Origin of the sequence: Mucisphaera sp., from assembly GCF_965279675.1 — a bacterium.
Lineage (GTDB): Bacteria > Planctomycetota > Phycisphaerae > Phycisphaerales > Phycisphaeraceae > Mucisphaera.
The window spans coordinates 1,102,390-1,115,620 of sequence record NZ_CBDIIJ010000002.1 but is presented as its reverse complement, the minus strand read 5'-3'; the positions used below and the strand labels follow the sequence as shown (position 1 = coordinate 1,115,620).

Here is a 13,231-nt window from a genome sequence, read left to right as displayed (position 1 = left end):
AATGGGCCATACTGGACTTGAACCAGTGACCTCCTCGATGTCAACGAGGCGCGCTAGCCAGCTGCGCTAATGGCCCGTGTCGGCTTCGGTTTGGCCGAGTCGCGAAGTATAGCCCATGCCCGCGGTGCGTCCAAGCCGCTGGCCGTGGGGTTGCATGCGGCCAGCACTTGCTGGGTCAGACGACCTCCAGGTCGTGAAAAGAGAAGAGGCCTTCGGGGTCGGTCCAGACGCGATTGGGTCGGTAGGCGGGGCTGGCGAGCTGGGCGAAGCTATCGATGGTGAACTTATAAGAGCATTCGGTGCGGATCGACTCGCCCGATGCGATCAGAACCTCGACGCCGGCAATGGTCACGACCTGGTCCTTCTGGCTGACCAGATGGATCTCGATCCGGCTGGCCTGGTCATTCCAGCGGACGTGATAGTCGTAGGCCTGGGGATGGAAGTCGGTCCCTGCTTCCCTGTTCAGGCGCGCCAGGAGGTTGTAGGTAAAGGCTTTGGTCACGCCCTGAGCGTCGTCGTAAGCCGGCACCAGAATCGATGGGTCTTTACGCAGATCGACGCCGATGAGCAGTTGACCGTCTGACCCAAGAATCCGGGCGATGTTCTTCAGCAGAGCTCGAGATTCATCGGGATGCATGTTCCCGATGGTCGAGCCGGGAAAGAACGCGATCCGGCATTGAACGGGTGTCTCCCACTCCGGGAATTCCCATTCACTCATGTAATCCGCACAGACGGGTTGGACCGGTAGATCGGGATAGTCTTCGGCGATTCGGTCTGCGGCTTCGAGCAGGTGTTGTTTGGAGATATCGACGGGGATGTAGCCCGAAGGGTCTTCCAGCGCTTCGAGCAGGATCTCCGTTTTGGTGCTCGAACCCGAGCCGATCTCGATCACCAAGGCGCCAGGACCTACCGACTCGGCGATATCAGACGCGTTGTCCTGAAGGATGCGCATCTCCGTGCGCGTGGGATAGTACTCGGGCAGCTCGGTGATGGCGTCGAAGAGTTCAGACCCCTTCTTGTCATATAGAAACATGCTTGGCAGGGTCTTGGGCTTGCCGAGCAGCCCGTTCAGGCATTCCGACTTGATGTCGGCGAGCTTGGGATGCAGATCGATCAGGTCCAGTGCACTGGAAGTGGTCATGGCAGGGTTTTCTCTCGATAGGTCAGGGGAATTAGATAGGGAGGTCGCGAGCCAGCCGGAAGCCCGTGAACTGCCAGCGTGTTTCTGGGGCAAAGAAATTCCGGTAGGAGATACGCATGTGAGAAGCGGGGGTGGCACATGAACCGCCACGCAGCACGTACTGATTACACATGAACTTGCCGTTGTATTCGCCAAATGCGCCTTCGGGGGCTCGATAGCCTGGATAAGCACTGTAGGCGCTGCTGGTCCACTCCCACGCATCCCCCATCATCTGTTGGGGGCCAGATGCCTCACCGGCCGGTACGGGGTGAAAACGATCTGATTCCAGGAGTGTGCCTTCGATAGGACAAGACGCCGCCGCGACTTCCCATTCGGCTTCGGTTGGCAGTCTCGCTCCGGCCCAGCGGGCGTAGGCATCGGCTTCGAAGTAAGACAGGTGGACCACCGGTTCGGTGTTTCGAAGCGGCCTGGGCCCATGAAGAGTGAACTCCATCCACTGCGAGCCCTCTCGGTACCAATACAGTGGGGCTTGCCACGCTTCTTTTTGCACACGATCCCAGCCGAGCGACAGCCAGTGGCCGGGTTTGTCGTAGCCGCCATCCTCAATGAACGCGAGATACTCGCTATTCGTCACCAGTCGGTTTGCGAGGGCGTGTGGGTGAATCAGGGTCTGATGTCGCGGTCGCTCGTGATCAAAGGCGAAGCCCTCAGCGGCGGCGCCGATCTCACCAACCCCGCCGGTGTTTTCAGTCCAGGTCAATTCATTGTTACCCAGAGCCAGTTCACCGGGCTCAGGTCGATAAATAGGCATCAGTGGATTGCTGGAAAACACATGCTTGATATCAGTCAGCATCAGTTCCTGATGCTGCTGCTCATGGTGACGCCCAAGCTCCATCACATCTGCGAGTTCTGCAAGCAGAGCGGCGTCCGTCGACTTGATCAGCGCATGGATCCGTTGCTCGATCTGTTCACGGTAGGTGAGTACCTCTGCAACCGTGGGTCTGGAGATCAGGCCACGGTCGGCACGGCAGTGCATGGGGCCGACCGATTGATAGTAGGAGTTGAACAGGTAGGGGTAGTGCTCGTGGTGCCAGACGTAATTCGGCGTACGAGGCTCCAGCACGAACTGTTCGAAGAACCAGGTGGTGTGAGCCAGATGCCACTTGAGTGGGCTCACCTCGGGCATCGACTGGATCACGTAGTCCTCTGCGTCGAGGCCGCGACAGATCTCAAGGCTCTGGGCCCTGACTTCCTCGAAACGGTCGATGATAGTGCCAATAAGACCGCCTGACCCATGATGGGGCACGGCTGGTGTTTGGATGGTGGCCAAGGGGTCACCCCTTTTCGCCCGAGGGCTCACAAAGATTGACGAATCCTGACCCTAACCCAAGCAGTCAGGATTGCAACCCCCGCAGACCCGATTAGGGCATCCTTACATCGCTGATCCCTGCCTGCCCTGATCAACGGCCCCAAAAGTCTCGACATGCCTCGTTTCGTACCTTACCAGTGACAAAGAGATCACCATCTCCCACAGCACAAAAGCCATCCCCAGCAGCACGCAGAGCATGCCTAGCACGAAAGCCACGAAGGCGGCCGCCTCGCAGCCCGGCACGACAAATGAAGCAGCGATCAGCAGCGAAGCAACCACCATCAACATGATGCAGCCGACCAGCAAAACCAGTGCATCGCGGATGAGTCTCGCGTGCACGATCACACGGTCGGTCTGAAACGCCAACGCCTCGATACGACCCTCCAGCAGCCGTCGCTCGGTGCTGTCCTGACCCAACTGCTCCAGCCGCCTGAGATGACCATGCCGCTCGTGATTGAAGCCTCTGGCCCGCCCAATGAGCGCCGTGTACCGGGCGAACTGTGCCAGACAGAGAAGCCCGCAGGCAGAGATCATCAAGGCCGGTGTGATGACGTCGTTGATCATGGAAGCGTTCAAGTCGATGGTTCCTTTATGGCTTGCCCAGATATCCGTAGCGATGCCTTACACTCCCACGGATGAAGGACTCCACGATACAAGGCGTCATCTTCGATTTCGATGGTGTCATCGCCGACTCGGAGGTTGCCCACTATCGGGCTATGCTCGAAGCAGTCGCCGATCGCGGCATCAGCTTTGACGAGGCCCACTACCGCAAGCGCTACATCGGCTTCGATGACAGAGAGGCCTTCGCGGCGATCCTGTCAGATTTTGGCCAGGCATCGCAAGCGGTGGACCCCGCGACCATCAGGCTGCTCATGGCAGCCAAGCAGTCGGCTTTCGATCGCATCGTTGCCGATGGGATCCCACTCGTGCCCGGGGCTCTGGAACTGGCTCGGGCCCTTCAGGCAGAGGAGATTCCTATCGCGATTGCCAGCGGAGCAACCCATGCCGATATTCAAGGCGTGCTCACGTCTCACAACGCCACCGACCTGTTTCAGATTGTCGTGGCGGCCGACGACGTCCAGCGATCCAAGCCCGATCCGGAAACCTATCGGCTGGCCGCAGATCTGCTCGCCCACGCCCACCCGCAGCACCTGTTGTCACCCAAGCGCCTGCTGGCCATCGAAGACACTCCCGCCGGCCTGAGATCGGCAAAGGAGGCTGGCCTCAGACGGCTGGGGCTTACGACGAACCAGCCCGCTTCTGATCTCGGTGAGGCGGAGCATATCCTGCCCCATCTCGAGGGCATCGACCCCGACTGGATCCGCACAACATTTAAGAGTCAATTATGAGCAAAGCCCCTCTCATGCTCGGCGTCAGCGGACTGCGCGGCATTGTCGGTGAATCGCTGACGCCCGCGGTTGCTTACAGGTACGGCCTGGCTGTAGGTCAGATCATCAGAGAGACCGGGAAGATCGACCAATTACTGATTGGTCGGGATTCTCGTCCTTCCGGCCCTGAACTCGCCGCTTCGGTCGCCGCAGGACTGGCCGAGGCAGGTGTAAGGGCTGTCGACCTGGGCATCTGCTCAACACCAGCGGTTGGCATTGCCGCGAAGAAGCTCAACAGCTTCGGCATCGTGCTGACCGCCAGCCACAACCCGACACCCTGGAACGGTATCAAGCTGATTAAGCCCGATGGCTCGGCACCACGTGCCGATGAGGCCCAGAAAGTCGTGGATCGATTTAAGCAGCTCGCTGACATCGCTCCTCCCTCATCCCCCGAAAGGACACAGATTGACCCTTCCGACTTCGATGCCTCGGCCGAGCACGCTCAGGCCGCTGCATTACTCATCGATGTCCAGGCCGTTCAGGCCAGGCCATTCAAAGTCGTGGTTGATAGCGTCTGCGGCGCGGGGGGTGCCGAAGCCCGTGCACTGCTGGAAGCACTGGGCGTCCAGCTAATCCACCTCCACGATGAGCCCACTGGCGCTTTCCCGCACGAGCCGGAACCGCTCGAACAGAACCTCACCGAGTTGGCTGAAGCCGTTCGTAAGCATGGTGCCGATGCAGGGTTCGCGCAGGACCCCGACGCCGATCGATTAGCAATCATCGATAACACCGGACGCTACATCGGCGAAGAGTGCACGCTGGCACTCGCGGCTCGTCACAGGCTCCAGAAGGGTGACGTCGCCGTCGCCAACCTCTCAACCAGCCGCATGATCGACGATCTGGCGGCCAACGTCGGCGCAGACGTGGTACGCAGTGCGGTCGGCGAAGCCAACGTGGCCGCTGTCATGCAACAGAAACATGCCGTCCTGGGCGGGGAAGGCAACGGCGGCGTCATCGACCCCCGACTCAGCCACATACGTGACAGCCTTGTCGCGATGGTGCTCGTTCTCGAACACATGGCCGAAACCGATCAAACACTGGCCGAACTGCGTGACAGCTTGCCCGTTTACGTGATGTCCAAGAACAAGGTGCCACGGCCCGATCGACCCTTTGAGCAGATTACAGAAGCACTGATGCAGAAGCTGAGTGACGCCAGGGTTGATCAAACAGACGGCGTCCGATTCGACTACGCCAACAAGTGGCTACATGTTCGTACCAGCAACACCGAGCCCATCCTGCGCTTCATTGCTGAAGCCCCAACCCTCAATGAAGCGGAAGCACTGGCCAGCGAGGCCGCTGAGGCTCTGGAGGCTTAAGGCTCAAACCGTCTGAGATTCGCCTCGGCCTGCAGCCGCTTACCATCGGGCGTCTGAGCAAGAGCCAGCAGCCTGGGACGCAGGAGCTCGGTCAACGGTGGGTCGATGCTCAGTCGCCACACGTAAGAACGCGTAACCGGGTCGTAGGCGCTACGCTGCTGGATGGCCGTCATCGCTTCGGCTTCCCAGTCCTCAACCCGTGTTTGCGCTGTTCCGCCCAGACCGCCAGCCCACAACTCAAAGCGATACCGCATCGCGTGCTTGATGCTGTCTCCAAAAACATCCACCACCTCCACGCGCACGTCCAGGAAACGCTCGCCCTCTTCTTCCACAAACCGGGTCGATGGGTGAATCCGAAGCCCCTCCGGCTCAGCGACCCAGATACCGCCGGGTAATTCCCGGTCCCGCCAGTCGCTCTCGGGGTCCGAGCGACAGCCAAACAGTGCGCCCGCAGCCACCAGCAACGCCGTCATCAACCAGAAAACTCGCATCTCACCATATTAATCAACCAGGTTGCTGAACATGCTGGACCCCGCCAATACGCTCTGCGAGCAGCTCTACCGCCCTGGCCAGGCGTTGCTCAGTCTGTTCAAAGCGCTCGAGGGCACAGGCGTTCTGCCGCACCAGCTCGACGACTTCGTGCAGGGCCAACTCACGGCTCATCAGCTTCGTGTGCGCTTCGGTCAACTCGCGTTCTCGCTTGCCCGACAGGTTCCTCTCCCAAACCCAGAGCAACCCCATCACACCCGCAGCCCCGAGCTGCGCAATCGGTGCCAGATCCGCATCGATCATGATTAAACCTCCAGAATGCCTTCGAGTAGCGTACGGCCAGTGGCTGAAGACCGGCTATGGTGCCAACGGATACGTTCGCAGCGAAGTGGTTCATACCCCAGCTCATCGATACAGATCCGATCGCCAGGCTGAAACCAGAACTGCTTGCCGATCAGTTCAATCCGTGCAGGCCTGCTGGCAGACGCCCCACACACCTGCTTCCGCAGCCAGCTTCTCATGCGTTCGGTATCGTCACGTACATCAGCGGTACGGCTGCCAGCTCGCACCTGGTCGTAGAAGCGGCTGCCATGGGCGAGCCGCGTGAAGCTGTATGCCTTGGTAGCCTCATAGATGCGCTGGATGGGATTGCCCCCAAACGCATGCCCCTTGGTGTAGCTGGTGACAACAGGCAAAGGGCTACGAAGACTTGCCGTGATCCGGCATCTTGCATGGCCCTGTCGAGCCGCTTCGAGATATGACGCGCCGAGCTCGTGGTCGCTGAGCCACACCCCCGCGCGTTCCGTGAGAATCCTACGATTGGTGACCACACGCCAGGTACTGCCACTGTCCTCGCTTATCTCCACCAGCGAAGACATGGGTTCGTTATCCGTGGTCCTCGAAAGAGGGGGCATGAACCGAAGCGGGGCAACCGGCGTTTGTGGGTCGTCGAAGAACGCACATAGATCAAAGACAGGCAGCGAATAAGGGGCATCAACAAAGGCGCCATCTTCATTGAGCACCCAACGGCGAAAGACATCGCTCACAGTCTCAAAGTTGCATGAGGTTCTCGGTGAATAGGCTGAGTCTGGCTCTATGGTCAGCGCCGGATCCCAGGCCGGGTGCAGTTCAAACGTCGATTCAACCCGCCAGCCACTCGCTTCTGCCCGGCCCTGAACGGCTGGCGTTTCGAGACAACCTTCAACGAGGCGGCCATTCAATCGCTCGATCCCCACCGTAACACGACGGTGTAAGCCTGATTGGTCAGCAGTAATTTCTACGCACGCATGATCTTCTGACCGCCTCATCCGCAGCTCGTGGTCATCTACCAGTTGCTGTAGTGCCTGTTCAAGGCGCTGGTTGAGAAAGAGATCCTGTTCGAGGCGTGCCTGCGAGACAGACGCTGGAACAAGCCAGTGAATCTCCAAATCAGCAAGGCTCAGCAGCAGCTGAATAGCCTGATCGACCTGCCAGGGTTTGCCTTGACCCTTCTCCACGGGAGGATAGATGTTGAGTCCGTTGACAGCTATCGCCTCGGGGGCACGATTGGCTCCCACCCCCGCTCGAAGAGCCAGCGTCCGCTCCCCAGATCCCAGTAACCAGGCCGACGGCAGGTCTCGGAGCCGGCTGTTGAGGCGCTGGCCCCATCTGTCCTTCAGCTTCCAGTGCTGCCTGCGACCCGATGAATCCGTCTGACTCAGTTTCTCAGCATGCTGTCCTCGATAGATCGTTCTGAGACCGGTGCGTTCATCTGACAATCGATAGGGGCACGCCAGTTCGATGGACTGACCTCGCATCCAACTACCGGGTAGAGCCACCGTGACGTCGCGCTTCCCAAGACGCCCGGCGACCTCGTAAGACACCAACTCTGCGTCGTCCACCGGGAAACCATGAACCATAATCAATGGCTCCGCCTCGCCGGACGGATGAGATAGGTTGCTGGACATCACGCGCATCGTTCACCCTCGCACAGCTGGTTGTTTGAGCTCTTGAGTTCGCCCCTGATGCCAGGCAGACCAAGGGCTTGTTACGATCGTGCCACCGTCCATGCTGACCTCGAAACAGAGACGAGATCGCGCATCCGGGATCTCAGCCAGCCAGTCTATACGCCGATCACCGGGGGCATAGCTGATCTTCGATCGGGTCTGTCCGGTGCTGGTTTCGGTAAGTACCGATACGGAAGCGACGCCGGCTTCCCTCAGGCTGCAGGGCCAGATGATGCAGCCAGAGAGGAACTGATCATCCGCGTGCAGCGGCCAGCCCGGGCGCGTCGGCCAAACCCAGGAAACGCCAGCATCGCGATGCCCCTGATGATCCGAGATGAATCGCATGCCCCACGCAACATCTGCGGGTTCGCCCTCAGCGTCCATCGGTACAAGAACATGCCTTGCTACACCAGACCCAGACGCGACTTCATTCATGTCAACGACACGCTGGCCGCCACGGCCACTTGCCAGCAGTTCACCATCCGCAGCCTCGCCAGACCCAATCCTCAGGTCCCACCCCGCCTTAGGAAGGGGAATCCTCATCAGTGGATCACCGATCAGCTCCAACGGTCCACGCAGCCTCGGCAGGCACGCGGCCCAACTCTCCGCAAGTGTCCAGCCACGCATCAGCCGATCGACAGCGATTGCGATGCCTGGCGAATCTGACAGCGTGAACGAGCTGACGCCTCCAGCAACGGCCGCATAGCCAGCCTCAATAGCTTGTCTGGCCCACGACGATCCACCCACAATCTCTCTGATGGAAGCCAGAGCAGCACTGTTCGCCCCCGCTTGCACGAACCATGCCCTCGATCCCCTCGGTTCCCCAAAGAGATCACCGGGATAGACGCCCCCGAGCCCGATCCAGACCAGGCCGTCCTCCGACACACGATCGATCCCAAGATCCGGACTGGCATGACCCGCCACCACGTCTAACCGCGTGGCCTTGGCGAGGTCACTCTCAACAAACGATGCATGAGCCTGAGCCAGCGAAGGAGCGCTTGTCGCCAGCAGTCCGTCCGTGTCCACATAGAGTCGCTCATCCCCGGATGAGCCAACTGACCCAGCCGAAACCAGATCCGCGCGATCCAACAGATCAAGCGCCTCCGCAAGCGACGGTCCATCCATTCTTGCTGAAAGCCTGATACCAGAAAGGCTCTGAACCCTGAGAGCATCATCCTCTTCGAGATGCAGCGTGTGCTCCACAGGGGAGAGGTCCTCGGCGGACGACATAAGCAGCGACGCAACCGGCAACCGATTGAGCCCACCCCCAAGATCGACCAGGCCAGGGACGCCGTAGCCCACAAGAATCCCGCACACCTGCTCGCCCAGACCCTGCCGATAAAGATAGCTCTCCACTTGATCGAGCAGATCGTCATATCCAGCCAGATCGAAAGTCTCACCTTCAGGCACATCAAGCGCAATCAGGTTGCCCAACGGAACCCCATGCCGCTGCGCATACACCTCCGCAAAAGCGATGGAATCTGGGTCGGCGGCCCGGTAAAGCACCGCCCAGCGTTTTGGGTCCGAAGCAAGGTCGCTTGACGCCGGTATCTTCAGTGGTCCAATTCGCTCACTCGAAGCCACCCACTCGTCGAGATCAACAAAGCCACGGGCTCGCTCGTCACGCCACACAACCCCGAGGTCTGCCGCCACCAGCGAGCCATGACTCACGCCCGCCAGGCTCCCGATCTCGATGCCATTCACTTCAAGCGTCAGACGGTCTTCTTCAGGAACCGATTGCACCTCAACACAACTCCATCGTGGCCCCCGCAACCACGACCAGCTCAGGTCGCCGCCACCACGCTCAATCAAGCTCAACACTCCCAAGTCGCCATCTAGCTCTAACCACCATAGTGGCCCATCATCATCAGACGCAGCCATCAGAATCACCCGACCCTCTGTCAGACCGCGAGGCTCAACCATCATCCGCAAAGCGTGCACGTCGTCACCCGTAGAGAAAGCCTGTCCAAGCACTGCGCCTGCATCACCCTCCAACAGGTTCGCCCTGATGCCCGTCGTACCCCTGTCAGGAAAACCACTCTCCGTCAGCTGCTCCAGATGTGTCATGCGGCACCTCCCGACAACTGTGGCAGCCCACACCCCCAGCACCAGAGGGACTTGATGGCTGTCTCACCCAACGCCTCGGGACAGACAGCAACCTCGTCCAGCCAACCCTCATACGAAGAGACACCGGGAAAAGCACCAAGCACCGTCTCAGTCTCCACAAATGGCTGGCTGTCGCTGCCCTCATCAACCAGCACGCCATCGACCCACAGCCGCAGCACGCCCGTCGATTGACGTTCTGCGGCGACCATGTGCCATTTCCCATCCAACAGCGACGCCGACGATTGCACCTTGACCACACCCGCACGCCACCAGCCAATGCCCCCACCCGAGACCAGACGCAAACCGAATCGATGCTCATACCCCGCCGTGCCCGGTGCCACATACTGCGATACCAGGGCTGAGGTCGTCGCCACCGTCGCACGCATCCATAGACAGAGGCTGATGGCTCCGCTACCCGCAGGGAGGATGGCCTGGCCCGCGTTGAGCTGGCTACCACCGCCATCCATCCTTACGCAACCACCCACCCCCCCTTCGAGAGCGCCCTCAGGATCTGCCGCAACGCCACCCACGCCGTTCAGGGTGCTCAAGCCAATGTCATCCTGAAGCAGAAGCTCCTGACTTTCAAACCGCCAGTAAGCCAGCGGATTCAAAGACATCACCCGTTCGCGATAGCCAGGAACCGTCCGCGGTGGCGACCCCAACTCCCCCCAATCGGATACTTCAAAGTCAATCTGTCGGTAGAACATAGTTGCAGCCTGCCTCAAGCCTGAAGAATGGTTTCTTTACGCCGGTCAACAATCGCTACCACCGACCCTTCTGATACGGTCACCTCGGCCAGCTTGATATGCGTGACAACCGGCCAGCCACCCGTACTCAAGCCAGCTTCAACCACAGCCTGATTCCCGCTCTCCCTCAGCCAGATGTAAGCAACGCTGTTGTTAAACGAACCCAAAGCCAGAACGCTCCCGTCATAACTCACGGGTACACCATCCAAACTGGCCCGACCAGGTAGCACCGCCACACTGGGAGCCAAAGCGTCAGCTTCCAGGACTCGGAAATCAGACATCGAACCGTCTGCCAGCAACTTGAGGGTGTTCATCAGCCACCCGTAGTAGGGATTCAGTCCCCGCTCCGGGTACACAAAGCCCGCTGATACATGCTGCTGACCAACAAGGAGGTCCAGTTCCTGCTCACGAAGATGCTTAATGGGTACTGTCACGCTTCCAGCTCCTTGCTCAAACAGCCTTTGATGATCGCAGCACTACGAGCACGCCAACGTCCTCTGCCTCAGAGGAAACAACCCCGTTTACCTGCCTGATCAGATCCAGCTTGATCACATCGCCGCGACGCACTTCCGCCAAAGCACCCCCAAACAGATGGGCCGCTTCTCCATCCCCTCGGTCAGTATTCCGATACCCCGCGCCATCCGAGACACGAAGCGATGCAGGCAGATCCGTCACCGGGACACCATTCAGACGCAAAGTCACAGATAACTGGTCAGCACCCACCGACGTCTCCAGGTTGCTCCCCGCCACCAGTGAGACAGAATCGATCACGCCATCACACGGAACCAGACCTACCACTTGAGATAGAACCGATGAGGTCAGAGGACCCGATCGGAACCACTGCAACGGAACACCACCAACCACCCCATAGGTCTCGCCGTCAATCTCCTGCTCAAGCCACCCCGAGTCAGGGAGCACACGCAGAACCGTGGAGTTCGCAAGACGATTCGGCACACTCCAGCCCAAAGCCGCTCCTGCGCCAGGATCTGCCGAGAGATTTCTGATCGTAAACGCCATCTCGCCATCAACACTTGCCAGCCACTGGCTGTGCGTATGGAGGTTGGTCGCCTCGGAATCGGCACCCCCGCACAAAGTGTCGAACCGCGCCGCCGTGACAGAAGCCCCTATCCCGGACAACGCCTGATCGATCTCTGCCGCTGTGGCCGCCAGACCCAGCGAAGCCGGGTCCGGGACATGAAGAAAGCATGCACCCCGCAGATCCGTGATCGATTGGATCTCTCCACCAGTTGCAACCACCTGTGCCAATCGCAGATGCCGATGTCGATCGGCAGGAAAACCCGTGGTTTCTGCATTCAATAGCCCAGTCGCATCGATCCAGACGCTCGTCGTCGCTTCATCCTCAATAATGATGCCTGTCTGACCCGCAACAACTAAGTCGGCCCCCTCAATCCGGCAGCGGCCCGCTCTAACCCCAAGACTCAGAGAACCGTCCTGATACACACGCAGGTCATTGGCTCGCTCGGGGACCCTGGCCAGCCGCTCCACCATCCTCCGGAACGAAAGGTAGTAGGGGCTTTCACCAGTCTCGATCAACGGGATGCCGGTGACCGCATCCTCTTTCAGACGCAACAAGTCCAGATCAGTCGGACTCCACTCTGTCATGATGCCACCTCATTCCTCGGTTCGAGCCGTAAGACTCCCTCTACCCATGTGATCCCCCGATAAGAAGGCCCTTCCGACAGAGCCGCCAGACTGACATCGGATGCCGGGCTGACGAGCCCTTCCGCAGTGGCCACAGCTATCCGCACAGAATCTCCGAGCTGTCGGAGTACAGAACCAGACAGCCAGATCGGTACGCCATCCAGACCAAGGTCTGAATCACCCAAGGCACCGAGACCCAGCCCCGGCGAGCCTTCGCCGCCAAGCCCAAAAGCCGATGTGCCAAAACGCGCTCCAAACCCACCGCGTGCACCACCGCCCGGCCAGACACGCCGATTCAGACGTGCTCGGTTCCCAGAGACTGTCACCCACGCATCGATCGGAAGCTCAGCGTCGCGAGTCATAGAAACACCGTGATTCTTCGGTGCTGTCGCAAACCCTTCAACCAACGCCTCACGCGACACCTCACGCACATCGATGCGATGAGACACACCACGATCGAGCAGAACCCACACACCACGATCTTCCACGTAGTCTGTCCAACTGGTCAGGTCCCCATCCACCCACACCGCAACCGCCCGTCCTGGCTTGACCGGCCCAGTCCAGCCGACACGCACCACCACGGCGTCTTCACCGCCACCCCGCATCAGCGCAGCCGTTAGACACCCACGACATGATTCTCCAACCTCATGCATCGCCTGACGCTCCCTCCGCTTCGATCGTCACAGTCAGGCGACAGCGATGCCGCGCACCCACACGCTCAACCTCTCCAGCCTCAACGGAAACCAACCGGGCCCGCTCCCATCGTCTTTCGCCATCATCGAGACTGCGTGCCGATCCATCCATCCAGATCATCAGATGCTCAATCACCTCATGAATTTCGTCTCGCCGGTCGCGCAACACCACCGCTTCATAGACCAACGCAAGCCCGGCACCCGTTGAAGTGACATCTTCAGAGACACTGCCCACACGTGCCTGTCTGGCAACTCGCTGCTGACGCTCGATGCGCACCCGCCTGCAAGCCACATTTCTCAGGATCTCGATTCCGTCAAGGCTTAGCATCACAACTCC

At 59.8% G+C, this 13,231-nt stretch carries 14 protein-coding genes and 1 tRNA gene; 2 read left to right on the top strand and 13 right to left on the bottom strand.

Annotation, left to right across the window (positions count from 1 at the left end):
* Positions 1–2: 2 nt before the first annotated feature.
* The 4 genes from ACQZAB_RS04965 to ACQZAB_RS04950 all read right to left on the bottom strand — a co-directional run bounded on the left by ACQZAB_RS04965 (position 3) and on the right by ACQZAB_RS04950 (position 3,086).
* Positions 3–76 (bottom strand) — tRNA-Val (locus ACQZAB_RS04965).
* A gap of 99 nt (positions 77–175) precedes the next feature.
* Positions 176–1,141: an L-histidine N(alpha)-methyltransferase gene (gene egtD / locus ACQZAB_RS04960; RefSeq protein ID WP_428387623.1), complete on the bottom strand. Its 966-nt coding sequence runs from the start codon at positions 1,139–1,141 to the stop codon at positions 176–178.
* 31 nt (positions 1,142–1,172) lie between these two features.
* Complete coding sequence (gene egtB / locus ACQZAB_RS04955) at positions 1,173–2,462, bottom strand: ergothioneine biosynthesis protein EgtB (protein ID WP_428390141.1); 1,290 nt, start codon at positions 2,460–2,462, stop codon at positions 1,173–1,175.
* Between the two features lie 111 nt (positions 2,463–2,573).
* Positions 2,574–3,086, bottom strand: a complete 513-nt coding sequence (locus ACQZAB_RS04950) for a DUF2721 domain-containing protein (RefSeq protein ID WP_428387621.1) — start codon at positions 3,084–3,086, stop codon at positions 2,574–2,576.
* A gap of 59 nt (positions 3,087–3,145) precedes the next feature.
* Here ACQZAB_RS04950 and ACQZAB_RS04945 point away from each other — a divergent pair, with 59 nt between their 5' ends.
* Both ACQZAB_RS04945 and glmM read left to right on the top strand, forming a co-directional pair.
* Positions 3,146–3,859 carry an HAD family hydrolase gene (locus ACQZAB_RS04945; RefSeq protein WP_428387619.1) on the top strand — a complete coding sequence of 238 codons (714 nt, stop codon included), beginning with the start codon at positions 3,146–3,148 and terminating at the stop codon, positions 3,857–3,859.
* The gene (glmM, locus tag ACQZAB_RS04940; RefSeq protein ID WP_428387617.1) at positions 3,856–5,214 is read left to right on the top strand and encodes a phosphoglucosamine mutase; all 1,359 of its coding nucleotides are present in this window, start codon (positions 3,856–3,858) and stop codon (positions 5,212–5,214) included. The genes ACQZAB_RS04945 and glmM overlap by 4 nt, the downstream gene beginning before the upstream one ends.
* Here the strand turns inward: glmM and ACQZAB_RS04935 are convergent.
* The 9 genes from ACQZAB_RS04935 to ACQZAB_RS04895 form a co-directional block, all read right to left on the bottom strand.
* The gene (locus ACQZAB_RS04935; protein WP_428387615.1) at positions 5,211–5,705 is read right to left on the bottom strand and encodes a hypothetical protein; all 495 of its coding nucleotides are present in this window, start codon (positions 5,703–5,705) and stop codon (positions 5,211–5,213) included. The genes glmM and ACQZAB_RS04935 overlap by 4 nt on opposite strands.
* A 13-nt stretch (positions 5,706–5,718) precedes the next feature.
* Positions 5,719–6,006: a hypothetical protein gene (locus ACQZAB_RS04930; protein WP_428387613.1), complete on the bottom strand. Its 288-nt coding sequence runs from the start codon at positions 6,004–6,006 to the stop codon at positions 5,719–5,721.
* Positions 6,007–6,008: 2 nt separating this feature from the next.
* Positions 6,009–7,649, bottom strand: coding sequence for a hypothetical protein (locus ACQZAB_RS04925; RefSeq protein ID WP_428387611.1), 1,641 nt, complete (start codon positions 7,647–7,649; stop codon positions 6,009–6,011).
* 12 nt (positions 7,650–7,661) lie between these two features.
* Positions 7,662–9,755 carry a hypothetical protein gene (locus ACQZAB_RS04920; RefSeq protein ID WP_428387609.1) on the bottom strand — a complete coding sequence of 698 codons (2,094 nt, stop codon included), beginning with the start codon at positions 9,753–9,755 and terminating at the stop codon, positions 7,662–7,664.
* Entirely contained in the window at positions 9,752–10,342 is a 591-nt protein-coding gene (locus ACQZAB_RS04915; RefSeq protein ID WP_428387607.1) for a LamG-like jellyroll fold domain-containing protein, read from the bottom strand. The genes ACQZAB_RS04920 and ACQZAB_RS04915 overlap by 4 nt, the downstream gene beginning before the upstream one ends.
* Before the next feature lie 173 nt (positions 10,343–10,515).
* Complete coding sequence (locus ACQZAB_RS04910) at positions 10,516–10,974, bottom strand: hypothetical protein (RefSeq protein ID WP_428387605.1); 459 nt, start codon at positions 10,972–10,974, stop codon at positions 10,516–10,518.
* A gap of 16 nt (positions 10,975–10,990) precedes the next feature.
* Positions 10,991–12,163, bottom strand: coding sequence for a hypothetical protein (locus ACQZAB_RS04905; protein WP_428387603.1), 1,173 nt, complete (start codon positions 12,161–12,163; stop codon positions 10,991–10,993).
* Positions 12,160–12,855, bottom strand: a complete 696-nt coding sequence (locus tag ACQZAB_RS04900) for a hypothetical protein (RefSeq protein WP_428387602.1) — start codon at positions 12,853–12,855, stop codon at positions 12,160–12,162. The genes ACQZAB_RS04905 and ACQZAB_RS04900 overlap by 4 nt, the downstream gene beginning before the upstream one ends.
* Positions 12,848–13,222 carry a hypothetical protein gene (locus tag ACQZAB_RS04895; protein WP_428387600.1) on the bottom strand — a complete coding sequence of 125 codons (375 nt, stop codon included), beginning with the start codon at positions 13,220–13,222 and terminating at the stop codon, positions 12,848–12,850. Before ACQZAB_RS04895 ends, ACQZAB_RS04900 begins: the two co-directional genes overlap by 8 nt.
* Positions 13,223–13,231 lie beyond the last annotated feature (9 nt).